Genomic DNA, 24,369 nt, shown 5'->3' on the forward strand with positions numbered 1-24,369 from the left:
TAAAAACATCACTAACAACAATTAACTAACTATTTGTTTTCAAATTCGCAGGATACTGCATAATTATATTGTTCCATTTGTACCTTTTCTAAGGCTACCAAAGTTGAGGTTTGCATTAATTTATCGTTCTTAAATACAATGTATGAGTTACTGGTAGTGACATCACAGCTCTCACTATCTGGATTAAAGAGTGTGATGACGTCTGTACCATAGGTATTGTCTTTTTTATTAACGATGCTCACCAAATTGTGGTTTAAAGCTTCAGACTTTACAAAGATTCTATCTATTTCCACTCCATTCTTTACAGCTCTAAGTTGAAAGCGCTTGTAGCCCTTGTAATCAACTCCTGCTTCGCCAAACAGGAATTTAATTTCGGGATTTATTTGACTGACCATTGTTTTTTGAGAGATGAGTCCGCCCCAAATCCATCCAATTTGTGGTCCCATTTTAATTTTATAAAATCTACTGGTTACGCCATTTATGGTTTGTGGAATTTCGCTTTTTGCCAATAACCTTACTCGAGTTCCAATATTTATTGTGGTTAATTTTTCGCATTGTACAGAGGCACAGTCTCTCAACGCGACATCATCTGCAAGTAAATATTGTGTTGCTTTTGTAGCAGATGTTGTGTAGACATCAAATTCTACTTCTTTGTCTTGAGCGTAAATATGTGACGCCATAAAAAGCATTGCTAAAATCATTACAGCTTGAAACAATTTGGAAACTCTTGTTTGTGTTTTGTTTTCTGTTTTGGTGTTCTTTAAAGTTCTCATAATATTTTGTTTTTGGGTTTATACTTATCACCTGTTTGGTGTTTCATACTCCAAAGATATATTGAGACTTAAGTAAAATTTGGGTGCTTCTAGAATTCGTAAGCAAGGGTTTAGAATTCGTCTAAGATTTGTATTTTAAGGAATGAAAATAACGTTAATATCTATAAATTATGCTAATACGGTTTCTGTTTTACGATTGATTTGAGATGTGCATCTTCTCATAAGCTAGTTTTATTTGAGCCTCACCATACGTTCTTTCTAATCGTCTTATAGTAAAGTGAGCTGTGGCCATTTTTTGAAAATGATTTACAAAAACATAATTTAGGCCTCCACCGCCAATGGCTCCAACGACAGGTAGAGCCTGAGCCAAAAATTTCTCGCTAATTAATAGACTTAATCTAGTTGCAATTTTAGAAACAAAATTACTTAACGCGCCAGAGCCTAGAGTTCCTGCTCCTTTTACTAAAGCATCCAATCCTAGTTTTACACCAGATGTAGATACATTGTTTAAAGCAGAGTTAATGGCAATACGCGTTGTGTAATAGCTCATTTCCAAATCATCATCATCCTTAGATTCTCCACCAAGAGCAAACACTTGCAGACATGCCATTTGACCTTCTAACGTATAAATATCTTCTCCTTCACTGCGAGCGATATCCATAATCGTTCGCATTAAAAATTTAGTGGTAAGGGTTAATTCTGAAGCAAAAATAGCAGTACCAAAACCTGTTGTAGCTCCAAAAAACCCACTAAGCGCTCCAGTACTCGTGACAATAGCTTTGTAAGTTGTTTTTGATGGTTTTTTAAAAGTTTTATTTTTTTGAATCGTCAATAAATTAGCTTTTATGACTTTTAAAAGTGCAGATTTTGTAATATTTTGTAATTTAAGTACAAATTTTTCTGGGACAAAATTGAGACCAGTATCAACCGTATCTCCAATTTTATTAACGTTACGCATGGTCCAGCTTATATTAAGCATATTAGACTTTGCTTCTTTTAAAGCCTGTAAATCTTCTGGAGATATGGGATTTGTGGTTAACTTCAAGTTTATTATAAAATGACATGTATTAATAGTATTCGTCTATTAATAGTATTCGTCGTTCATCATGTAATATTGTTACAGAATGCTACTCTACTTAAATTATAATTTGAAAACGTCTGTACTAAGTTAGTTTTTTTAAATCAAAAAACCCTTCCAAAAAGAAGGGTTCAATTATGTGGTCCCACTTGGACCTATTTTAGCTTTATTCTATGTTACTTCAATTTATAAGATATTATATAAAACACCTTATTTTATAAGGTTTAACAAATGCTATGTAGAAAATACTTATATTTGAAATAACAACGATTCAACATAATGTTGCCCCTATTGTTGTACCTTTTTAATAGAGAAAAAAAATGAAAGATTCAATTCATTCAACATCAGGAACTGTCAAGTTTAGACTTAAAGACATCAAATCAAAGAAAGAAACACCTATAGTGTTTGATTATAGTTTCGGCAGAGGAAACCGACTAAAATATTCAACAGGCTATAAAACATTCGTAAAAAACTGGGATTCTTCAAATCAACGAATACGAGCCATATCAACAATCAATAATCGAGAAGAAGTTAACAATAAACTAAAGGAGATAGAATTAAATTTTATTAAATCAGTTTCTAATTTAGATGAATTGGATAGAACAAACAAGAAGGTGCTTAAATCTATTTATGATAATATACTTGGAAGGCATACTCAAAAAACGCAAGAAAAAATTACCTTCTTTCAATATGCTGAAAACTTTACTGATTCATTTGAAAAAAATCTCATCACAACAAATGGCATAAAATTAAATCCTACGACCGTTAGGGCATACAAACAAGCTATAAAACATTTAAAAGAGTTTAACAAGACAAAGAATTATGGGTTAGACTTTGACAAATTTGATATGGATTTTTATTATGCTTTTATAAGTTACTTGGAAAACAAAAAATTTTCAATAAACACCATAGGTAAGCATATAAAAAATTTAATAGCTCTTTTAAACAGAGCTACTGAAGATGGTGTCAACCATAACTTAAAATTTAAACATAGAGGTTTTAAAAGAATTTCTGAAAAGTCAACTTCAATTTATTTAACCGCAACCGAAATTGAAGCAATTTATGAACTTGATTTAAAATCGAGTCCAGAGTGGGAGAAAGCCAGAGATATTTTTTTAATTGGTTATTACACCGGCCAAAGAGTTTCTGATTATAATGGTATGAAAAAAAATCAGATTAAAAATTTTGATGGTAGTGATGTTTTTGAGATTAATCAGAGAAAAACAAATAAAACCGTTTATATCCCAATTCATCCTAGAATCAAGGAAATCATGAAAACAAGATATAATAACGATCTACCGCCAAAAATGTCTGAACAGGTAATTAATAAACTCCTAAAATTGATCGGTAGAAAAACGAAAATAAATGAACTTGTACTAACCAAAATCACTAAAGGAGGTTTAGTTGATGAAAAAATGATTCCTAAGTACAAATTGATTGGAACACATACTGCTCGTCGCAGTTTTTGTACTAACGCTTACTTGTCAAAAATGCCAGTTATTGACATCATGGCATTGAGCGGACACACCACAGAACGAGAATTTTATAATTATATAAAAGTCACTCCACAAGAAAGAGCTGTAAAAATCGCTGATTCAGCATTTTTTAATAATTAACTAGTAGAAACTAAAGATATATGAATTATAAAGAAGCATTCGCCATCGATGAAAAAAGCTATTCGCTACGAAAAAAGAACAACGAAGTAACTCCTGAGTGCAGCCTCAAGAATTATGACTATTATGAGCCTAAACTAGAAGAAGATTTCTATTTAAGATACTTCATCAAAGAAATACTTTTTAATGTTCCCATTAATAACCTAAATGATTTTATTGTTTTTCAGTACAACAATTGCAAATCGCCTGATGATTTTTTAGGTGTTTTAGAAAATGAAGTTATCCCAATATTATATGATATTATTGAAAATGCACGATTATCAATGACAGGAGGTCAATATTACAATCAAATGGCTTTGGAGGATGGTTTTATTGAAACAGAAGGAGTCATCAAACATTACGAGTATGAACTTTTTCATTTTTACCATTTAGTTGCATTCCACAGAAATAAAAACCAAATCTCACGAAGAATAGTTATTGTAAAAAACTTTTTTGAAGAAATAACTGCTATTGAAGAAAACAAAATTATTGCGCCCTTAAAATGGATCGCAGGCCCAGCTCAACTTGGATATATAATTTCAGCTCTAGTGCAAAAGGGTTATGTTGATCCTCCACTTAAATCAAATGGCACAGTAAACTTCACTCAACTTGCCAAAGATGTTCTTACTACTTTCCACATGAAAGACCATAATTCTGTTGACTCTTTAAGAGGATATCTTAACCCTAATACCTATAAACATATTGAAATCCAAAAACATTTTAACAATCATGGATTTACGCTGCCTAAAAGAAGTGATGAGCTATGAGTTTCGAAACTCATAGATACCCTAAGGGCTTGAATTTAATCATTTAAAAAAATCCTATAAACTAAATTTGGAACAATCAATTTCAAATAAGTTAACATGGAATCAAAACCTTTATATGTCTACCCATTTAATGTAGAAGGGCTCACAGACAGTTTTTCAAATAGATTAGATATTAAGTTTAAGGAATTTGCTAATAAATTCTCTCCTAAAAAGGACGAAGAAGAACTTCTTACAGTTGAAGAAACAATAGCGTTTTTGAAATGCAGTAAACAAGCACTTTGGAACTGGAGAAAGAATGGGATATTGCCAAGTTATCGTTTAGGAAATCGCGTATATTATCGTAAGAGCGACATATTTGCGAAACTTATTAAACAAGAATAGTATGGTAAACACTGGTTTTATAATGCTACATCGCGAAATAATGGAATGGGAATGGTATACAGACGTAAATACGTGTCGGCTTTTTATCCATTGTCTACTTAAGATTAATTATAGTCAAAAACGTTGGCAAGGAATAACTGTAAATCAGGGCGAATTTATCACATCTTATGAAAAACTTGCAGTTGAAACAGGGCTTACTGTTAGTAAAGTAAGAACCGCATTTTCTAAGTTAATTTCAACCAATGCTGTATCTGTAGAAACAACAACCACTTATACAAAAGTAAAGATTCCAAAATTTGCAGATTTTATTGTCAATTCGACTACAAATGACACACATATTAACAAACCAAATGACAAACAAAATAGCAAACCAATCACAATCAATTCGCAAACAAATAACAATCAACTAACAACAACTAATACTAATAATAAATTAATAAAAAACAGAAAAAAGATATTTAGAGATAAGGTTTTTGGTCACACTAATTTTAAAACTAAAATTTTAAATTCCTTTTTTAACTATTGGAGCGAATTAAATGTCAATGAAAACAGAATGCGTTTTGAAAGCCAAGAATTTTTCGAGATTGAAACACGACTTGAAAAATGGGAATTAAATGAAAAAAAACAAACTCCTGCTTCAAAAGTAAAATCAACATTAATAAAAAACAGATAATCCAATAGCAATGAGACAAAATAAAACTTCAATATGTTATGATTTAATTCAATCATTAACAGCAAAAGAATATAAAGAGAATCAATTACCCCAGAAATCTGAGTTGCAAAACAATACTATAAGTAAGAAAACTTTGTGGAACCAATTTTTAAGATCATTTAAAATGATTCACAGAAAAGAGCTAATCATAAATGAGACTGTAATTCAGAACTTAAAACCTTTATTTTATTATTTTCTAAAAGATTCAAACTTTTTTGAATGTGAAAACTTGAGAAATGACATTTCTAAACCAAGCTTCGATAAAGGGCTTTTAATAATTGGAGGTTACGGACTTGGCAAAACCGATTATTTTAAGGTATTCGAAGCTGTTTTTAAAAATATTCCATCGTTTAGATTTAAATGCTATAACTCTAAAGAACTTATTACATGTTATGAGTCCTGCGTTACTCCAATGGATAAAAAAGAATTTTTTGAAGAAAAAAATAGAAAGCTATTATTTATAGATGATATTAGTTCTGAACGAGTAGCTTCAAACTACGGTCTAATTGATGTTACGGGTGAAATATTAGCAGAGCGGTATGCAAATAATTTGAGAACATTTGCCTCATGCAATTATTCAAACGTAAATCAATGCGCTGAAGAAACTTTGGAAGCATTAGGATTACGTTATGGAGACCGAATATTTGATAGGTTGTTCGAAATGTTCAACATAATTGAGTTTAAAGGAAAAAGTTTCAGAATATAGAAAAAGGTTAAATAAAACCTTATTTAACGTATAAATCAATCATAAACGATCAAATAGCCATGAAAAAAACAAAAAACTGTAAACATTGTTATCAATTATTTGAAGCAAGAAGGAGTAATCATGTTTACTGCACAACAAGTTGTAAAACAAAAGCAAGTTATAAGAGAAATGACTATCAATATGTGTCAGGTCACTATAAAAAAGTTAAAGAGTTGAGTGAAATGACTGGCATAAATTCGGAGAATTTAATTAGTCAACAAATCACAAAATTAGAAGATAAAATTGATCTCTTGGAAAAAAATAAAAATTTGTCAGGATTGAACACATCTGGTATAAAAAATTCGGCAGCTGGAACACTAATCGCTGATGCCTCAATTTATGGATTAAAAAAAGTTTTAGCGCCAAATACTTTACCTGCTACAAAAGGTGATATTGAAAGTCTAAAGAAAGATATTCTCTCCTTAAAAACCCTTTTAACTATAAAAAAATAGGTCGCTATATAGCGACCTATTTAATTTAAATCCTACTAATGTCTACAAATCTTTCAAAATCATTCTTGACTAGAATTTTATTCAAAGTTTCAATAAATTTATTAAGTTCTCGCTCTATAATTAAATTATAGTCCTTAGTCTGGTTCTTGAAATCTTTCGGAAGATGATTTGATATAGCATAATCAATACCGGTAAGTGTTGTTGGGAAATCTAAAAGTATTAATTTACCATCTATCACTTGAGCATCAACATAGACATTACGCGGTCTCCCATTAGCGCTAAATGAAAGTTTATCTACACCAATCTCATTTTGAATTCTTTTAAAAGCTAAGTTTAAATCATTCGGTAATTTATATGGAATGATTATCTTTAATTTGCAATCAGAATAGTTAGTTCCTTTATAAATAAAACCATTATTTTTTACATAATGTTCACAAACATACTTCACAAAATTCTCATAATAGGCGTGAGCTAAAGTACTGGATGGAAAAAAGTTAAGTTCTATATTACCAGCGTTAAGAAACATTTGTTTAATACAATTAATTTTGTCGGCTAATGTTCTATTGTTAAATATCGCCAAAGTAATCCCTCCTAAATCGGATGGTACTTTAACCGATTCTTCAATCAAAAAAGCACATTTTTCCAAACCTAAACGCCCTGTAAATAAACCTAATTCAAACAACACATTATCACGAGCTGATAATTTCTCCTCACCTCTATACTCTAATTTATCATCTGGTGTGCCAATTAAGATCCCAAAATCAAATTTTAAAGTAGCCGTGAGTAAATCAGATAGAAAATTATTATTAATCTTAAATATAGACTTGTCCCAAATAGATTCATTCCATATGACTACGTCAAAATCTTTTTCTAGAACTGATTTAACTAATTTTGCTGTACCTAACTCTTCACTAGAACTACCTATAAATAATCGCTTTTTCATATTATAAGAAACGTGTAATTGCATTATTATCTACTAAGTCTTTCCTAATAGAATTTATCTCATTTAAGAGTAATGAAAGTTGACCATGTTTTTCAGATTTATCTCTAAAAATGTATTCGGTGCCATCTATGGATTTTATATTATTACGGTAAAACTCATCCTCCACAAGATGGTCTAACTCTACCTGTAAAACATATACAAGTTCATAATAAGGTTTGTCATAGTATGAAAGAAAATTTATATTGTAACATACCGATGAAATATCAAAACTACTAATGTCGATTTTGATATCTGAATCAGCCTTAATAGTTTTTAAAAACCGAATCATTTTCTTTAATCGACCGTTGACGGTTTTGTCTTTCTCGTTTAGCATTTTAATTTTTAAAAATGGAAAATCTACTGGTAACCTTTCATTTTTAGATTTATCGTAGACACTAATCCCTTTTTCGGTTTTGTCACCAGATTTTGCAGCATTCACTGATTTATACCAGGAAGCAGTTACGACATCAACTTTACGTTTAGGGTTAGTCAGAATTACTTCAATAGACTTGTTTTTGGAAAGATCAACAACATTATAAATGCTTGACAACACTTTCTCTGCTTCTAACCGCATTTTTCTTAAATCTTGATTAGCGTCACCTACATAGATGGAACCATTTATTACCTCAAGTAATGCCCATCGTTGTGCTTCTGTAAGATTGTCTTTTCTATATTCTTCAGTAAACCTAGTTCTTGAATCATGACCGTAAAACAGATTGCATATTTGTATAATATCGATATCACTATAACCCTTTATATGAGTATTACTCATTACAGAACCCTGATATTCATAATCCAAATTGGGATTATTGTTTTTAAGATGTGTTTTGACTTTATCGCCTGCAACAATAGTATTCTGTGTATATGCTGGCTCAACACCTTGCATAGATCGCTTAATGTATTCCATAACTTTAGAGCCTGACAAAGCTTTTAATTCCACCCTAAGTGATTCATTTAAAAGTGTTGTTTCGTCAATTTCTGCTGGATTATATCTAGCCTTAACCCTTCTTACTAATTCATCATAATTCCTTGCCATAATCTATCCTTTTGATTGTTTTGGGTCATTAGCTCTTGGATATGTTCTCTCTTCCTGAAAACCACCATCGTTTTTGTGGATTTTAAGGGAACCTCCACCTTGATTTTGAATAAAATCTCTCGCTGCCTTTATAGCCTCTGGCTTATTAGCATCAATAACTTTAGAAGCGCGCTGCGCATTCTCTTTCTTAAGTTTGTACACGCCATTATCGTGTACTAAATGAAAATTTTCCATTTGTATTCTGAATTAATTAAATGGTTAACGTTTACAGACGATAGACCTAAACCGCGAAAGGAAATAAGGATATTTTGTAGGTTGGAAGTAAGACACTATATTTGCGCCACAAAATATGAAGTAGTATCCTTTACGTTATACTACTCACTTACTATTTTAAAAGTCCTTCCGGTCGAATGTTGGGACTTTTTTTATGCTTATAAATTTTGCAACCATCGTTCCAAACTGTTAAGACTTTCTTAAATTGACAAGCTGTCATTACGGATCTCTTATTCTCATCACTTTTTAGTTGAACTGTAATTTTATCTCGACGAATGCACATGTAACTCACTGACAGAATTGCTGTTAAGCTGCATCATTATTTCCGTACATAGAATTATTTTGCACATTAGTTTCTTGGCCACGCCATTCTTGCTTCCCTGATTTAAGAATTTTAATACCAGTAAATCCTAAAATATTGCGCTCATCATCTATAGGATAATTGCTGATTAGAATACCATAATTGTAGGGATGCTTTTTAAAGAAGATGTTTCCGAAGTCATCTTCAAGATCACAACTCCAGTTGCGATACACACGGTTACTTGCTTGGTTATAACCAGAAGCAATACGCACAGTAACACCCTTTTGCTTGAAACGCGTTCCTTTTGTTGAAACATTGTAAAACGTTGACTCAAAATAATCTAGTAAACGGTGATATGCCTCATCATCAATAAATGATAAACTTTCTCGCCCTGCTTCAGTTAGCAATTGATCATAAGTAAGGGCTTCAATATGCTCAATAGGTGTAAATGCTCCTTCAGACTGAGTTTTTACAAACTTTGAATGCGTACTCAATCCTCTAACATTACTATTGAATAAATCATTACGCCAGTCTTCGTCTGCAAAAATCTCCCAATCTTGTTCAAACTGTGCATAATGCTCTAATAGACTTCTACTAGCCATCAATTTAAAATCACGATTGTTATGATAGCCACAAAAACGACCTGTTATACCTTGCGCACCGTTTGCCAGCTGTCTATCTCTTGGCTCAATACCGAAACGTACTTTTTCTTTAATGATACCTAAATCTTTCCCAGCAGTTAAAGCCTGAACTATTATAAGAACAACACGTTGCCCTCTTTTTAAAATTAAATCAGAGATTTCCTTAATTCCTTCATTAATACTAAAATCACAAGCTGCATCTGAACCGATTACGATAGTGATACATTGCTTTTTATACTGGTCTTTTAGTAATCTTCTTAGCCCAATTGCCCTAGTAGTATTTGATTCTCTTATTATACCTAAACCATTTTCAAAAGTCATTAGATGATTTACATATTCTTCGGTTTTTGGGTGAATTGAATATACAGATTCTCCATTTACGTCTTGAGCTTGTATTGGTCTAAATCCTTTTGGAATATCTTCAATAACACCATCAGCTAACATTTCAGAAATACCATAATATTCTGGTGGACGTACACCAACTATTACATCTACATCTGTTGCTCCTGTAAATTGTGCATCCAAAATGTCATAAGGTGTAGCACTTACAGCAAGTAATTTGATATCTGGCATACGGTAACGAAGCTCTGCAAAAAAGGCTAACTCAAATGAAGATTCTACTCCAGAACCATATTGGTCCTCGTCACGAACAATTAACTGCACATCAAATTCGTTTACGACTTTATGAGGATTTGGATGATTAAAGAAATCACTCATTTTCATTACTTTTAATACCGAAGGTTTCATATCACCTGTTACACAATCGTAATATTCACGTTGTAATACACGACAATTCTGATTGTATAAATCTGTATCACGCATACTCGTTACAAATAGGATGGATTCGTATTCTTTAATTAAACCTATTGCAGGTAATACATAATTGCATAGAAAATATACCGTTCCAGACTTCCCACTTTGCATAGATGCTACAAATGCCATATTCTGATTGCCTTCTTTTAAAGACAAACCTATACGAAGTGCATTAATAATTTGATTAGGGAAGATTCCGGTTCTTCTCGAATTGTTTAAGGTGTCCACGATATTCTCTTCTAGAGATTGTGGTGCGTCTAATTGCTGAAGAAGCGTTTCTATCTCAGCGTCCCAAAAGTTTTGATAGGCAGTCATACGAACAGTATTTAAGATTAATACTGCAATACTACGCCCTAACTATGCGAAGTAATTGCATAGTTTATAAGCGTAAAACTTTTTAAAATCTAAAAATTAACCTGCATTGTTATTTACAGTATCTATTAATGATATAATATGCCTCACTTCCCCTTCATCTTTAAACAAACCAAAAATACCTTCGTCATGATTTTCTGTAAACGGTGGTTTTATTAGTAGTGATTTATCTAAAGTACCGTTCACATTTAAAAAATTAATTAAAGTTTGTATGAAAGTAATTTGTTGTGGATTTAAGTTTTCTTTTTGAATATAATCTGAAAACAATCCATTTACCACATCTAAGTCTAAACCTACAATACTTCTTACAAATTTACCTAAAGGTAATTCTCCGTACTCATTTTTGTATACTTCTTTGGATCCTAGAGATTCATTAATTAAAAATTGTTCTAAAAGCTCTAATTCTTTATTTGTAATAGGTATGTTTTTATGTAGCTTATCAATGACTAAGTGTGATTTATTTTTACGAATAAAGCTTTCCACACGATCTTTATAACTCTGTAGTTTAGTATATCCCTTTAAAATATCTTTTTCTTCTACTTTATCATGGTTTAGAACATCTGTAAAATCTGTATAAACAGGTCCTAAGCTTTCTTTTTCAAGAAATTTAACTAATTCTCGAACCTCAGCTCTAACCTCTTCTACAGTTTGGATATTGATGTTAGACCAAAAAGATAAATCTCTAATTTTATTTATAACTCCTAATTTATTTGAAACCGCTGGAATATTTCTTTTTTTATGCAGCTGTACACCTACATTGTAAATAATAGAAATAAATCTTTCTTGCGATTTAGCATCATTTAATAAAGCCAACTGTAATTTATAGGCTAATAAATCAAACCGCTTTGCAACCCCATCATCTGTTACACTATAACTAGATAATCCAAATAATTTATCGCATAAAGTAGTTTCATCCGTTAATGAGATATTATCCCAATTAGATTTAATTTTAAAATACTTAACATGACGAAGTTCTTTTTTAACTTCAAAACGTTTTTCATCTAAAGTATCAATACTTTTATGTAATTTATTAACTAGGTCTTCTGCAAATTCATCTTCCTCTTTTGTTGCTTCTGTTTTATTCCTTATAACTTGTACAATATGCAACATGGTTTCGTAAATTAGTTGTGATAAACCTTTAGAAACACTTGTTTTTGCTCCTTCAGGATATTCTTCAAAATATTCAAAATTGCCACAAAAGTCAAAAATTATAAACTCTGTTTTATCCTTTCCTGGACCAAAAAGATTAGGTCTTAAACGTGTACCTCTTCCAATCATTTGCCAATATTTAGCAAAAGATTTTACTGGTTTAAAAAATACAAGGTTTACCACTCTTGGTGCATCAACTCCTGTATCCATCATATCTACAGAAACCGAAATTTGAGAATCTTGTTCCTGTTTATCATCACAAAAACGTTCTAATAAATCTTGCGCTTTTGATGCATAATTATCTATAACCTCTAAAAAACTTCCTTTAAATTGTGGATAGTTTTTATTGAAACGTTCTTGAATAAATACTGCATGATTATGGTTTTTAGCAAAAATGATGGTTTTACCTAGCTTATCTCCTCCATTTACTTTTAGTCCATGGGTAAACAAGTAATCTAATACCATGTCTACTGTTTTAGTATTAAATAAATAGGAGTTCATTTGACTTGATGAAATACCTAAACTTTCTAAAACCTCATCTTCTAGTTCTGGTACGCCAAATTTTTCTTCATACTTTTCCTTATCTTTTTCGGATAAATCATTGTATTTAACTCCTTCTCGCATAAACTTTAAAGGCACACTAATGCCTTTAGGAGGATTTAGATGTCCATCTTTTACAGCTTGATCTAACTCATAAACAAAGGTTGGGTTATCATCCTCTATACCAAATAACCCATACGTATTATGATGAATGTCTTTTTTTGGGGTTGCTGTTAATCCTATTAAAATAGCATCAAAATAATCGAATATAGCTCCATATTTTTGATACACAGACCTGTGTGCTTCATCAATAATAATCACATCAAAATGACCAATACCATAAAAACGTTCTTCATTAGATCTAACTTTATCTATTTTATTAAGAATAGTTGGGTAGGTAGAGAATACTACACGAGTTCCTGTGTCTTCTTTTTCTTTAGTTAGGTCTATGGTTGATAAATTAGGTAAATGCTCTTTAAATGCATTTTTAGCCTGAGTGACTAAAGCGTTTCTATCTGCTAAAAACAAGATACGTTTTGCCCAATGACATTTAGTTAGCATATCTACAATAGCTGCAGAAGTTCTTGTTTTACCGCTTCCTGTAGCCATTACTAATAAAGCTTCTCTGTTTTTACCAACTAAGCCTTTATCTGTTTTTACCATTAAAGCTTCTCCTACACGCTTTATAGCTTCTAATTGGTAAGGTCTTTTATATCCTGCTATATCTAAATTAACTTTAAACTCAGATAAATTTTTACGCGTCTTACGTTGTTCTATCAAGTAGGCTAATTCTTCCTTTGTATAGAAACCATAAATTAAACGCTCTGTATAAAACGTATCATCCCATATATAAGTATCAAACCCATTAGAGTAAAATATTACAGGTCTTTGTCCTGTCATTTGCTCCAAACAGTCCGCATATAGTTTAGCTTGATGCTTTCCTTTTGTGGCACTGTATAAAGACTGTTTTGCTTCTATAACCGCTAATGGTAAACCGTCATTTCCCCATAATACATAATCTGCAAAACCTTTTCCAGAAGGATTTGTACTTAAAGGCATACCTATAACTGGAAACTCTAAATCTGTATTTTGTTTTAGATTTTTCCAACCCGCTTCTTTTAATAACTCATCTATATATAATTGACGCGTTTCATGCTCTGGTGTTAATTGCGGAATGTCTTTTTCTGGAATAACTACTTTTTGACGTTCTTCTTTACGCTCTAGTAATTGGGTTTGTTGTAATTGGAATTGTTTTTTAAGCAATTCGTTTTCCTTTTGTAATGCAAGTGATTTTTCTTGTTCTGCTTTTAAGGCTTCTAGTTGTTTTTCTGAAGCTTTAACCTTTTCATCAATTTCTGCTTTTACATTCTTAGAACTAACACCAATACCTTGTGGTAAATTATTTTCACTAAAAATAGGTGTCTCTATTAAATCTTCACCATAATATTTAACTAAATACACACCAAAACTAAAGATAGATTTTAATGCATGTAACGCCTTTTTTTGAGTAACAAAATTACCATGAGCACCATCATTACCAAAACGTCTTACAAGGTCTAAATTATGAAATAACGTTGGCTTAATACTACTTTTAAAGTCATAGTGAAATAATAAAGCAGCTAATTTAGTATCGTAAGGTTTTGTAAATTCTACATCGTTATCATACAACCAATTTAAGCCTAATTCTAAAAAAGAACGACAAGACACTGCTGCTAATTTAGGCACAGCAAAAGTAATTTGTTCTGCGATTTTAGCTTCTGCATACAGTTGCGGAAAGTCTTTTTTTAGAAATTCGAAATTGCTCATAATAATTAGGTAGGTGATTAATAGTTAAAAATATTAAATATTAATCATTACGCCTGCTAAATAAGTTTAATTCTATAATAGCCAAAGAAGTATAAATTTTATCATTGGGATTGATTTTAGTTTTTGCAAAATTAATAATAGACATATACTCTTTTGAAGTTTCAATTTTAGTCCAAGCTTTAATTGGTTTGGACTTTAGTTTTTGCTGAACAATTCTATCTACAGGAAAATGTGGTGGTTCTAGTATTATATCTAAACACCATAAATATTTAAGATATAGGTTTAAAAGCTTCTGGCTTACACCAAAATTAAATTGCCCATTGGTTAATAGTTTATCAAAATTAGCTGTGTATTTCTGTATGCTTTCAATGTTTTCTATATGAATAGCATCACAGACATTCCCTTGTTTATAACTAGATATGAAAGTATCATCTATATAGCCTTTAAGCTTGGACTTAAACTCTTTTTTATCCTTTTCTAGTACATTTTGTTTGTACACATTAGCCCTTTGAAAAGCGCCACCAATAGTTAATGACCAGATTTCTGAATTAATAAATATTTTTTTTTTCATTGAAATCCATCTTTAATAGTAATATCAATACCATTATTATTACAATACTTACTAAAATCTTTTAACTGTATTAAGGCATCTTCTTCAGTAAAAAACAAGTCTAAATAATAGCCTTTCCAAACCATATTACTGTTTTTTGCTTGACCTTGTGTATTTAATATAAACTCTTTACTATAATGTTTAACTTCATTCCACCAATTCCATTCGTTTTGTCCTGCAACAAAAATTAATTTTGTTTTAGAGTTTTCTACATCTTTAAATTGGTCGACTTCCAAATGCCCAACTTTTTTATCATTAGCTTCTGCTTTTTCATAATTTATTTCAAAAAAGCCAGAATCATTTAATAAATAAACCGACAAATACATCTTTTTATCTATTACAGAAGTATTATTAAAATGGAATGCATAATAATACATGTATAACCAATCCCAAGACCAATTATCTAATTTATTACTACCTCTTCCACTAAATTTAGGATGTCCTTTTACAAATGGAATTGCATAAGTCTGACCAATAAACTTCATTAAATCTAGTATTCTAGATTGATAATCAAATAATAGCCTATACGCTTTTCTAACTTCTAATAAAGGATTATTTGGCATTTGTCTTGTATTTAAAATTGATTATTTGCGTTTGATTAATTGTATGCTTAGGCATTTTTGACAACCATTTTTTTTTATGGTAGCCATGAATAGCAAGCACATTTATAACATCTTCTAAAAGTAAGAGTATTGGTTTTTGATGTTGTAAACCTTGTCTTTCTATTGTTTTTTTAAGCGATGCTATTGTACTTAATAAACTACTCCATTTTATTGTAGATAACTTTACTGTTCTTTCGTTTAAAAACCCAGCTATTATAGTAATTTCTTTTCTAACGTCTTCTAAATGCAATCCACCCAATAAAATATAATACACTTCTTTTGTCTCGTTATCACTAAACTCATTAAAATAAGCTACCAATTGATCTCTGTGTTGTTTAGAGTTTTGTTGTTTCTCGTCGTAACGCTTAGCTTCTATAATAACATCAAAATCTATGAAGTTTATAAAAACATCTGGTTCTATGTAATTAGCATTACTAATTTCTTCAATATCTTTAACAGACCATTTAGGCCAAAACTCTATTTGCTGTATATTTCCTGCTACACTTGGTAAAGTATCAAGTAATAAGCTGCTTTTTAAAATTTGCCAAAAAAGATCTGCTGGTAAATACTTTAATATATCAAATACACCAGCAGTACAACTATCTTCGCACTTATTTAAATTACCAAACCCACTTGTAAAATAAGATATCATATACTTACTTTTATATTATTAAAAACTTCTTGAATATTGGTTATATCAAATTTTCTCTCTAATCTTTTTATAGTAAAATGTGCAGTTGCCATATTTTGAAAATGGTTTACAAAAATATAATTAATAGTTCCTCCTCCAACTGCACCTAAAATAGGAACAGCAGTTATTACAAATTTTTCTGTAACCTGTATGCCCCATCTAGTTACAATTTTTGAAATAAAGCTATTTATACCTTGAGCGGTTACATTTTGTAATGCAGAACTTAAAGCAACTCTTGTGGTATAATAGCTAGTCTCTAAACCATCATCTTCTTTAGATTCTCCTCCCGGAGCAAAGACTTCAAGACATGTCATTTGACCTTCTACAGAATAAATATCTTCTCCTTCACTACGTGCAAGATCCATTATTGTTCGCATTAAAAATTTAGTAGTTACTGTTGGTTCTGAAGTGAATATTGCAGTTCCTATTCCAGTTGCAGAACCAAAAAAACCACTTAAAGCACCTGTGCCTGTTACTATAGCTTTATATGCTTTATTAGAAGGTTTACTTAATTTTTTATTTTTTTTTATAGTTAAAAGGTTTGCTTTAATAACTCCTAACAATATAGAGTGCATGGTTTTTTGTAGTTTATTTATAACTTTATCTGGAATTAAAGTCGCTCCAGACTTCATTTTACTACCTATTTTATTAACGTTACGCATCGTCCAACCTATATAATTCATGGTAGCTTTAGCATTTTTTTATTGCTTCTAAATCTTCTTGTAGAATTGTATGTTTAATTAAATCTTTACACATTAGACATCAATACTTAAAAGTTAGGAAAGATTGCTGTATGAAATTGTTTAATTGCTTTTTGTCTTGAATAATCAAATAGTTCTCGATCTGACAAATCGATTACATGATTACAATTTGGACACCCAAAAACATAAATATCATTAAGAGGTTCTGCAACAAATTGAATGTCATCTCCAGAGTCTATATTTGGTACTTGAAATCCATTTTTTTTAAGAGACTCTAAAGCATTATAAAATTTTTCATAAGTTAAGTTTCCTTTATACCATCGAAACCACCATTTTCCGTCATGACGTTTATTACTATCTACTATACTTTCTGTAGCTATCTTACTTTTAAACCATTCTAGTTGACGTATGTATAATTCTGAATTAAAAAATCTTCTATTAGTTTCTGTTCCACATTCTGTACAGCATATAATTCCTAAATTTCTATGCCCTTCTGTATGACATAAATAATTTTGACCTACACTTTCAATTCTACTTTTTCTTGCATTTAATTTTTCAGAATCACAACAAGCATAACAGTTATTACAAATATACCAGCCACAATTATCTGGATTTTCTAAAATTGACGGTCTACATTTTACTGTTTCTCTGCTATCTATTAAATCTTCACATTGCCCATTTAAGCAATGTGATAAATACACATTTTTATTAGGTTTTTCACAGTCTTTGTTGGTGCAAGAAAACAAACTAACACCATAGAACCCATAATTAGCTCTTCCATTTGGTCTAAGAATATTAGAGCAATTTATACATTTTAAATGCTCTAAAAACCTGTTTACACGATTAACAACACTTAATACTATTTCGTACTGCTTATCGCTATACTCTATTTCTAATATTCTTAAAACATCTTGCAGTGTGTAATTTTCCCAATCACCGGAAGTTACAGGCTTTCTGCATGTTTCAAAACAAGGTGTATTTTCGCACCACCAAAATTCCATTTGTTCTCTTCTTGATAAAGCAGGTTGGTTTGTAGTTACATCTATTGCTTTTCTACCATCACAAAATCTTGCAAATCTTGGTGTTTTATCTGTTTTATCTTTATAATAACTTGGTTCTGTTTCTTCTTCTTTCTTTACAGTATACTCTTTAGCAATAGTTCTACCTGTACATTTACTAAAAAAACCATCAATCACTAATAGGTCTTGTGGTGTTTTAATTTGATTTGCAATAATGTCAAAAATTGTATTTCTAGAAGTTATTTCATTATTGCTTAAATCTGATGCAATTTTAAGGATGATGCTTAATGTAAAATCTAAACCTACGCCATCAATTTCTTTTGCATATTCATTATCTACATAATTAAAAGTGGTTATTTTATTTAAATCTTCAAACGTTAAGTGCAATACATTGGTTTCAATAAGCATCAATACTTTTTTGAAAAAGCGTTTTTGATTATAAGATGATAAAATACCTGTGTATAATACAGCGTTATTATAATCTATAGTATTGGTATAATTAGATAGAAACAAATGCAGCTTAATAAAATCTGAAGCTTTGTTATATATTGTATCTAGAAAAGATTGTTTTAAAACTTCATCTTCTGTATAGTCTAAATAGAATTTAACCAAGTCAAATCCTTCAACATCTTTTATCTGATCCTGTTGATAATGCGTTTTTGAAAATAGATTTACCTTTTCTTCTCTAGAGCTTTTATTGAAGATTTTATAAATCTCGGCTTTTATTTTACTATCACGCTCTTGATGCGTATTATTTAGTTCTTTTTGTAACTCACACAAATAATTATACACTGCATCTAGAGGAAATACATTAAAACTATTTTTAAACCATAATTCTGTGATTTGTTTGGGTTTCAACTTATTATAATCAATATTATAATTATGGTTTTTAAGTAATGTAAAAATTGCTAGAAGGTTTTCTGTTTCTGGGTTTGCTATTACTTTATTAAATATTTGCTCTAAAACAGTGTTTATACCTACAGTGTCTAGTTTATTTAAAACACTATTACTATTTAGAGGGTTATTATAAATATATTCTACTAAAGTTGCTTCTATTTCTTCAAATGGAAGTAAATAATTTGAGTCCAGAAAAAGTTGAAACTTCTGGTTGGCATCAAAGTTTTTATTAATAATTTCAAACTGCCTTTCACTTACATTAATTTTAAGTTTAGGCGCAATATTTAGAATACCAGTAACTTGATTTATATTTAGGTTTAAAGCATTAAAGTAGCTATTAAATACGTTTTCTATTTGAAGTTTATTAGAATTGTCTAGCCTAAAATCTTCGTTATTTATAATAGTTAGTGCTTGATCTAAAAACTTTGCTTGTTGTTTTATAGCACCAAAATAAATTAAAAAAGATATATCTGTTTCAAAATCTAATGGATATAGACTAATTGCACGTATTCTATCTCTATCTATAAAACTCTGCTTGGTAATATTAAATATAACTAGTTCATTCTCGCTTAAGTTGTGTGGATTTATTCCTTTTACTGCATTACCACGAAAATGAATATCTCCCAGTTTATTATGTTCTGCAAAACCATATTCACCACCATTAGCTTTGTTATAGTACCATTTAATTTTACCAATAAACTTACAAGAGTCTTTCCCTAAGTACCCATTGTATGCTTCAATTTGCTCATTTACTGTTATATCATCTAATTGGTCTTGTACTTCTTTGTTATTGTATAATGCAATAATTTGTAAGTATGTATTCTCGTCTAACTCTTGATTTGGGCTTGTAATGGGTGTATCTAAAAAATTATTATACCTAATTAATCTCTTATAAGAGATATTTAATTCTGTAAGTAATTTAGATACACGCATTATTTAGTTTTGTTTACATTTTATTCTCTAAGATGATATTGAAAGTTAAAGTAGGTTTCTATGGTGAACGCCCTACCATCTTGTTTCATTCTATCTTCAATATTTAGTAAATTATCTATAACTCTTTTTCTTATTTGCTTATTAGCAATATTTAAGTATTCGTTATGATATTTTATATAACTTGGACTAGTTGTTTCTAATTTAAACACTTCTCTAACTGCCTCAAACTCTTTACTCTTCCTTTTTTCTTTTTTTAAACCAGATTTTCCTTTTTTTATAGATTGTCTAAAACTCGAAGTACTCCAACTTTTACCACCAATAAATTTACTACTTCTAGAACCTCTTTTACTCATGTTTTATTTTACTTTACCAACTCCCCTTTAAAAGCATTTTGTAACAAACTATTAAACAAGTCTTCACTTTTTTGTAAGCTTTGTTGTGCTTGTGCTTTTTGTTGCTCTATCACTGCTACACGTTCTGCAAATTGGTTTTGAAGGTTTATTGGTGGAATCAAAACCTCCAAAGCAATTAGTTGTTGTTTTGTTATAGCTTGCATAACTGCTCCTCCTCCTAAACCAACTCCTAAAAGTTTATTCTTAACGTTTTCAGAAATCAAGAAATGACTTAAGAATAAAGGATTTAATTTACCTTTTTTAGGTCTAAGAATAGATACATGTTGATTTACTCTTGCAGGCAAAACATCTTTAGGCACAATAGTGCTTCTGCATATTGAAGCTCCTGTAATATTGAATAACACATCATTTTCTTCAACAATTACATTCTTAAGTTTTTCAGCTTGCTCATCACTTATGTGAGCTAGTTTTTCATACTTAAATTTATTATCATAAATATTCAAACTCCGAATTAACGATATACCATGTTCTCTGTAAGATTCTTTTCCGCCTCTAGGTGTAGAACCACTACCAATCTTATTAGTAACTTCGTTTAATTCAACCTTCTCCCAACCCATAGGATTAGCAACAGGATCTCCAAACATCTCTAAAAACAAGCTTTGTGTTAAGGCATCGTATTTTGTAATAAGTTGTTTGTTTAGTTGGCGTAGTGTATCTGCTTCGTCTAAAATGGAAGCTATTTTTTTTTGGGTTGGTAATGGTGGTAGGTTAATTAACATTTCAGTTAAATCCTCTTTTTTGATGCCTTTTATAGTAGAACCTGCTGCTCTATGAATAATTTTACTTAATTCATTCTTTACAATTCTAATAATATAATTCTTTTCAGCTTTATCTTCATTAACTCTCAATGCTGCAATACCTCGCCCAATGCAGAATTGTTTATCTGCAAAAGCAAAATTTCCAATTGTTGCTCTAATCCCAAAAATAACATCGCCTTTTTCGGTTAATTTTGTGGGTTTTGTAGTGAATTTTTTAGGGTTAAAATTTTGACCTTTATAATCTGCTGCTCCATTTAATAATGGATACCCTTCTTTATTGCTATTATAGCTATCGCCTTTTGGAGATTGTCCCATAATGATTTCACAAATAGAAGGTAATTTGACCTTCTCCATTACTTCATCATCTTTTCAAGATTCAACATCGCATTTGTTCTTTGTTTATCTAAAGCTTTAATATCTGCTAAAATGGTTTCTGGTGCATCGTATTCTATTTCTTCGTATACAATTTCTTTGTATCGGTTTATAGACAAGTCGTAATCGTTAGCTGCAATATCTGCTTTTGGTATTAAAAAACTTGGTTTGGTTTTGTCCTGATATTGCGCTTCCATTTTAGACCTTTCGTCTGCGCTCGAAGTGACCGTAGAGTTCATTATGACACTAGCGTCTAGAAGTATTTGTGCAATGTCGCATTTACCTGTTACCTCTTTTACTATGTTTTCTGGCTCTGTAAAGCATTGCTCTAAGGCGTCTTCGGCTACTAGTAGGTTACGTTTATCGTCTAAACTTAAACCATCGGCTTTCATATCGTAAAACCACACCTTATCTGTACCTCCAGAATTGGTTTTTGTAAAAAACAAAATGGCTGTACTAACTCCTGCGTAAGGTTTAAAAACACCACTAGGCATACTAATTACTGCTTGTAATTGTTGATTTTCTACCAGCTCTTTACGTATGCTTTTGTGTGCTGTACTACTACCAAATAATACACCATCTGGTACAATTACTGCTGCACGACCACCAACTTTAAGCATACGTAACATGAGGCTTAAAAATAGTAGCTCGGTTTTTTTGGTTTTTGTAGTTTTAAGTAGGCTGCTCTCTACCTCGTCATAATCTAAACTGCCTTTAAATGGAGGATTAGCTAGTATTAAGGAATAGGCATTTTCTATATCTGCATTGGCTTCACTAAGTGCATCTTTACCTATTAAGGTTGGGTTATCTAAACCGTGTAATTGCATATTCATGGCACCAATACGTAGCATGGTAGGATCAAACTCAATACCATTAAACATATTGTTATGAAAATGCTCTCTAAACGTGGCGTTATTAAACCAGTCTAAATGTCTGCTTTGTATATACTCGCCAGCGCTTACTAAAAAACCAGCTGTACCACAAGATGGGTCGCAAATAATATCGTCTTGCTTAGGTTGCGTTAGCTCCACCATCATGCGTATAATGTGTCGTGGTGTTCTAAATTGTCCGTTTGTACCTGCTTCTGCTATTTTAGAAAGCATATACTCGTATAAATCGCCTTTTGCATCTTTATTATCTAGCTCTAAAGTGTCTATTTGTTGTACTACTTTATCTAGTAATTTAGGCGATTGTATCATAAAAATAGCACCTTTCATGTATTGTGCAAAAACTCCACCTTGCTTACCAATACCTTTCATAAAATCGAAAACGGTAAGATCTCCTAATGCTGCTTGTGGTCTTGTAAATAGATCAAACATAGTTTCAGGATCTTTTTCCTTAAAACTAGACCAACGTAATGGTCGTTGTGCTTCAGTATAAATTGGGTTTTCTGTTGGCACACCTAACAGGTTGGCTTTTTTCTCGTTTACGATTTGTTTATCATCTAGTTGTTTGATAAATATTAAATAGGTAAACTGTTCTATTACGGTTAATGGGTTAGAGATTCCGCCTGTCCAGAAATCGTTCCAGATTTTATCAATTTTACTTTTAAGTTCTCCTGTGATCATGGTTAGGAATGGGTTGTTTTATTATTAAGTTTTGGTAATTTAATTTTTTAAATCATCAAATTTCTGTTTCATTGTAGGATTACCATGTGTTAGTTTTTTAATGGTTAAATCCTCTGCTTTATTATTTGCTAAACGCAAATTATTGACCGAAGATAATAAAGCATCTTTAGTTTTTTGAAGATGTGTCATGGTTTTATCTATTTCCTTTATAGCATCTCCAAACTGACGACTTGCTAAGTCATAATTACGCGCAAATCCTATTTTGAAATCTTCAATCTTGTCTTCAAAATTAGTAATATCTAAATTTTGATTTTTAATAACACTTAATTCTGTTTTATATTCCAAAGACTTCATTCCTGCATTTCGAAGCAAGGTAATTATAGGGATAAAAAACTGAGGTCGTACAACATACATTTTTTCATATTTGTAAGACACATCTACAATACCCGTGTTGTAGAGTTCATTATCTGCTTCTAATAACGACACTAATATCGCATATTCACAACCTTTATCCCTACGGTCTTTGTCTAATTTGGTAAAGAAATTTTCATTTTTCTTTTTGGTTGACGTGTTATCGTTTTCATTCTTCATTTCGAACATAATCGAAATGATTTCATTACCATTTTGATCTTGTTCTTTATAAATATAATCGCCTTTTGTACCATTTGCAGCATTATTATCTTTTTCAAAATAAGCGTTTTTAAAAGCAGTTGCTCTTAACTTGTTAAACTCTGTTTCACAATGCTGTTCTAGAGTTTCACCTATCATTTTAGTAGATAGTTTTTGCTTGTAATCTTTTAAGCGCTCTATTTCTTCGTCCTTTAATTTTAAGTCTTTAGCAACGTGATCTAATTCTCGTCTAAAATCCTCTTTTAAAGATTTTTCTAGGTTTTCTTTTTCAGCTTCTTTGAGTTTAACATCATTGACCAATTGATTCTTTTGCTTTTCAAGCTCATTTACCGCATTTTGAAGTTCTAATTTTTTTTCAGTTTCTGCTTTATCAATTTTAGATTGCAACTCTTGAATCTGCCTTTCTTTTTTTGAGACCTCATCAACTAATTCTGATTTACTTTTGAATTTTAGTTCATCTATTTCACGTTGTTTATGAGCCAGTTCTTGCTGAAACGTGTTTTTTAGTTCAGACTCTTTTAATTGAAGGGCTGTTTGCTTTTCTTTATTAGCGGTTTCTAAGCGATTATTTAATTCGTCTTGAAATTGCTCATCGCGCACTTGCTTTACGATGTCAGTATAAACAGAATCATCTACTTTAAAAACTTCTTTGCAATTTGGGCATTTTACACTAGTATTCTCACTCATTTTTTTGGATTTTGA

22 protein-coding genes are annotated in these 24,369 nt (G+C 30.9%); 6 read left to right on the forward strand and 16 right to left on the reverse strand.

Features of this window, described 5'->3' with window-relative positions; all coding sequences use genetic code 11:
- Positions 1-29: 29 nt before the first annotated feature.
- Both GQ40_RS12745 and GQ40_RS12750 read right to left on the reverse strand, forming a co-directional pair.
- Positions 30-773, reverse strand: a complete 744-nt coding sequence (locus GQ40_RS12745; protein WP_047549041.1) for an SH3 domain-containing protein — start codon at positions 771-773, stop codon at positions 30-32.
- Between the two features lie 190 nt (positions 774-963).
- Positions 964-1,818, reverse strand: coding sequence for an EcsC family protein (locus GQ40_RS12750; RefSeq protein WP_052184252.1), 855 nt, complete (start codon positions 1,816-1,818; stop codon positions 964-966).
- Between the two features lie 353 nt (positions 1,819-2,171).
- Between GQ40_RS12750 and GQ40_RS12755 the strand changes: the two genes are divergently transcribed.
- The 6 genes from GQ40_RS12755 to GQ40_RS12780 all read left to right on the forward strand — a co-directional run bounded on the left by GQ40_RS12755 (position 2,172) and on the right by GQ40_RS12780 (position 6,560).
- Positions 2,172-3,467: a tyrosine-type recombinase/integrase gene (locus GQ40_RS12755; protein ID WP_047549047.1), complete on the forward strand. Its 1,296-nt coding sequence runs from the start codon at positions 2,172-2,174 to the stop codon at positions 3,465-3,467.
- Between the two features lie 20 nt (positions 3,468-3,487).
- On the forward strand, positions 3,488-4,270 hold the full coding sequence (locus GQ40_RS12760; RefSeq protein WP_047549050.1) for a hypothetical protein: 783 nt from the start codon (positions 3,488-3,490) through the stop codon (positions 4,268-4,270).
- A 96-nt stretch (positions 4,271-4,366) separates the two neighbouring features.
- Positions 4,367-4,651 carry a helix-turn-helix domain-containing protein gene (locus GQ40_RS12765; protein ID WP_047549052.1) on the forward strand — a complete coding sequence of 95 codons (285 nt, stop codon included), beginning with the start codon at positions 4,367-4,369 and terminating at the stop codon, positions 4,649-4,651.
- 1 nt (position 4,652) lies between these two features.
- Positions 4,653-5,324 (forward strand): hypothetical protein, encoded by a 672-nt coding sequence (locus tag GQ40_RS17235; RefSeq protein WP_052184253.1) that lies wholly within the window; start codon positions 4,653-4,655, stop codon positions 5,322-5,324.
- 10 nt (positions 5,325-5,334) lie between these two features.
- On the forward strand, positions 5,335-6,069 hold the full coding sequence (locus tag GQ40_RS12775) for a hypothetical protein (protein ID WP_156115586.1): 735 nt from the start codon (positions 5,335-5,337) through the stop codon (positions 6,067-6,069).
- A gap of 59 nt (positions 6,070-6,128) precedes the next feature.
- Complete coding sequence (locus tag GQ40_RS12780) at positions 6,129-6,560, forward strand: hypothetical protein (protein WP_047549060.1); 432 nt, start codon at positions 6,129-6,131, stop codon at positions 6,558-6,560.
- A 25-nt stretch (positions 6,561-6,585) separates the two neighbouring features.
- Here the strand turns inward: GQ40_RS12780 and GQ40_RS12785 are convergent, their stop codons facing one another.
- The 14 genes from GQ40_RS12785 to GQ40_RS12850 all read right to left on the reverse strand — a co-directional run bounded on the left by GQ40_RS12785 (position 6,586) and on the right by GQ40_RS12850 (position 24,354).
- Positions 6,586-7,527, reverse strand: coding sequence for an STING domain-containing protein (locus GQ40_RS12785; RefSeq protein ID WP_231565574.1), 942 nt, complete (start codon positions 7,525-7,527; stop codon positions 6,586-6,588).
- The gene (locus GQ40_RS12790; RefSeq protein ID WP_047549066.1) at positions 7,505-8,578 is read right to left on the reverse strand and encodes a hypothetical protein; all 1,074 of its coding nucleotides are present in this window, start codon (positions 8,576-8,578) and stop codon (positions 7,505-7,507) included. The genes GQ40_RS12785 and GQ40_RS12790 overlap by 23 nt, the downstream gene beginning before the upstream one ends.
- A 3-nt stretch (positions 8,579-8,581) precedes the next feature.
- A complete protein-coding gene (locus GQ40_RS12795) occupies positions 8,582-8,812 on the reverse strand; it encodes a DUF2188 domain-containing protein (protein ID WP_047549069.1) in 231 nt (76 codons plus the stop codon).
- Between the two features lie 345 nt (positions 8,813-9,157).
- Entirely contained in the window at positions 9,158-10,921 is a 1,764-nt protein-coding gene (locus GQ40_RS12800; RefSeq protein WP_047549071.1) for a hypothetical protein, read from the reverse strand.
- Positions 10,922-11,017: 96 nt separating this feature from the next.
- Entirely contained in the window at positions 11,018-14,473 is a 3,456-nt protein-coding gene (locus GQ40_RS12805; RefSeq protein WP_231565575.1) for a DEAD/DEAH box helicase family protein, read from the reverse strand.
- 40 nt (positions 14,474-14,513) lie between these two features.
- Positions 14,514-15,044 (reverse strand): hypothetical protein, encoded by a 531-nt coding sequence (locus GQ40_RS12810; protein ID WP_047549076.1) that lies wholly within the window; start codon positions 15,042-15,044, stop codon positions 14,514-14,516.
- Complete coding sequence (locus GQ40_RS12815; protein ID WP_047549078.1) at positions 15,041-15,646, reverse strand: hypothetical protein; 606 nt, start codon at positions 15,644-15,646, stop codon at positions 15,041-15,043. Before GQ40_RS12815 ends, GQ40_RS12810 begins: the two co-directional genes overlap by 4 nt.
- Positions 15,636-16,337 carry a hypothetical protein gene (locus GQ40_RS12820; protein ID WP_052184254.1) on the reverse strand — a complete coding sequence of 234 codons (702 nt, stop codon included), beginning with the start codon at positions 16,335-16,337 and terminating at the stop codon, positions 15,636-15,638. The genes GQ40_RS12815 and GQ40_RS12820 overlap by 11 nt, the downstream gene beginning before the upstream one ends.
- Positions 16,334-17,059 carry an EcsC family protein gene (locus tag GQ40_RS12825; protein WP_052184255.1) on the reverse strand — a complete coding sequence of 242 codons (726 nt, stop codon included), beginning with the start codon at positions 17,057-17,059 and terminating at the stop codon, positions 16,334-16,336. The genes GQ40_RS12820 and GQ40_RS12825 overlap by 4 nt, the downstream gene beginning before the upstream one ends.
- Before the next feature lie 86 nt (positions 17,060-17,145).
- Positions 17,146-19,926 carry a hypothetical protein gene (locus tag GQ40_RS12830; protein WP_047549081.1) on the reverse strand — a complete coding sequence of 927 codons (2,781 nt, stop codon included), beginning with the start codon at positions 19,924-19,926 and terminating at the stop codon, positions 17,146-17,148.
- Positions 19,927-19,946: 20 nt separating this feature from the next.
- Complete coding sequence (locus GQ40_RS12835) at positions 19,947-20,279, reverse strand: hypothetical protein (protein WP_047549083.1); 333 nt, start codon at positions 20,277-20,279, stop codon at positions 19,947-19,949.
- 8 nt (positions 20,280-20,287) lie between these two features.
- Positions 20,288-21,451 (reverse strand): restriction endonuclease subunit S, encoded by a 1,164-nt coding sequence (locus tag GQ40_RS17475; RefSeq protein ID WP_081990216.1) that lies wholly within the window; start codon positions 21,449-21,451, stop codon positions 20,288-20,290.
- Positions 21,451-23,037 carry a class I SAM-dependent DNA methyltransferase gene (locus tag GQ40_RS12845; protein WP_047549086.1) on the reverse strand — a complete coding sequence of 529 codons (1,587 nt, stop codon included), beginning with the start codon at positions 23,035-23,037 and terminating at the stop codon, positions 21,451-21,453. Before GQ40_RS12845 ends, GQ40_RS17475 begins: the two co-directional genes overlap by 1 nt.
- A 39-nt stretch (positions 23,038-23,076) precedes the next feature.
- The gene (locus GQ40_RS12850) at positions 23,077-24,354 is read right to left on the reverse strand and encodes a DUF2130 domain-containing protein (RefSeq protein WP_047549090.1); all 1,278 of its coding nucleotides are present in this window, start codon (positions 24,352-24,354) and stop codon (positions 23,077-23,079) included.
- Between the last annotated feature and the right edge of the window lie 15 nt (positions 24,355-24,369).

It is taken from the genome of Psychroserpens sp. Hel_I_66 (assembly GCF_000799465.1).
Classification (GTDB): domain Bacteria; phylum Bacteroidota; class Bacteroidia; order Flavobacteriales; family Flavobacteriaceae; genus Psychroserpens.

Excerpts from the sequence above, each read along its gene's own strand:
- GQ40_RS12745 (WP_047549041.1), bottom strand. The coding sequence starts at position 773 with ATGAGAACTTTAAAGAACACCAAAACAGAAAACAAAACACAAACAAGA.
- GQ40_RS12755 (WP_047549047.1), top strand. The coding sequence starts at position 2,172 with ATGAAAGATTCAATTCATTCAACATCAGGAACTGTCAAGTTTAGACTT.
- GQ40_RS12760 (WP_047549050.1), top strand. The coding sequence starts at position 3,488 with ATGAATTATAAAGAAGCATTCGCCATCGATGAAAAAAGCTATTCGCTA.
- GQ40_RS12765 (WP_047549052.1), top strand. The coding sequence starts at position 4,367 with ATGGAATCAAAACCTTTATATGTCTACCCATTTAATGTAGAAGGGCTC.
- GQ40_RS17235 (WP_052184253.1), top strand. The coding sequence starts at position 4,653 with ATGGTAAACACTGGTTTTATAATGCTACATCGCGAAATAATGGAATGG.
- GQ40_RS12775 (WP_156115586.1), top strand. The coding sequence starts at position 5,335 with ATGAGACAAAATAAAACTTCAATATGTTATGATTTAATTCAATCATTA.
- GQ40_RS12780 (WP_047549060.1), top strand. The coding sequence starts at position 6,129 with ATGAAAAAAACAAAAAACTGTAAACATTGTTATCAATTATTTGAAGCA.
- GQ40_RS12785 (WP_231565574.1), bottom strand. The coding sequence starts at position 7,527 with ATGCAATTACACGTTTCTTATAATATGAAAAAGCGATTATTTATAGGT.
- GQ40_RS12790 (WP_047549066.1), bottom strand. The coding sequence starts at position 8,578 with ATGGCAAGGAATTATGATGAATTAGTAAGAAGGGTTAAGGCTAGATAT.
- GQ40_RS12795 (WP_047549069.1), bottom strand. The coding sequence starts at position 8,812 with ATGGAAAATTTTCATTTAGTACACGATAATGGCGTGTACAAACTTAAG.
- GQ40_RS12800 (WP_047549071.1), bottom strand. The coding sequence starts at position 10,921 with ATGACTGCCTATCAAAACTTTTGGGACGCTGAGATAGAAACGCTTCTT.
- GQ40_RS12805 (WP_231565575.1), bottom strand. The coding sequence starts at position 14,473 with ATGAGCAATTTCGAATTTCTAAAAAAAGACTTTCCGCAACTGTATGCA.
- GQ40_RS12810 (WP_047549076.1), bottom strand. The coding sequence starts at position 15,044 with ATGAAAAAAAAAATATTTATTAATTCAGAAATCTGGTCATTAACTATT.
- GQ40_RS12815 (WP_047549078.1), bottom strand. The coding sequence starts at position 15,646 with ATGCCAAATAATCCTTTATTAGAAGTTAGAAAAGCGTATAGGCTATTA.
- GQ40_RS12820 (WP_052184254.1), bottom strand. The coding sequence starts at position 16,337 with ATGATATCTTATTTTACAAGTGGGTTTGGTAATTTAAATAAGTGCGAA.
- GQ40_RS12825 (WP_052184255.1), bottom strand. The coding sequence starts at position 17,059 with ATGAATTATATAGGTTGGACGATGCGTAACGTTAATAAAATAGGTAGT.
- GQ40_RS12830 (WP_047549081.1), bottom strand. The coding sequence starts at position 19,926 with ATGCGTGTATCTAAATTACTTACAGAATTAAATATCTCTTATAAGAGA.
- GQ40_RS12835 (WP_047549083.1), bottom strand. The coding sequence starts at position 20,279 with ATGAGTAAAAGAGGTTCTAGAAGTAGTAAATTTATTGGTGGTAAAAGT.
- GQ40_RS17475 (WP_081990216.1), bottom strand. The coding sequence starts at position 21,451 with ATGGAGAAGGTCAAATTACCTTCTATTTGTGAAATCATTATGGGACAA.
- GQ40_RS12845 (WP_047549086.1), bottom strand. The coding sequence starts at position 23,037 with ATGATCACAGGAGAACTTAAAAGTAAAATTGATAAAATCTGGAACGAT.
- GQ40_RS12850 (WP_047549090.1), bottom strand. The coding sequence starts at position 24,354 with ATGAGTGAGAATACTAGTGTAAAATGCCCAAATTGCAAAGAAGTTTTT.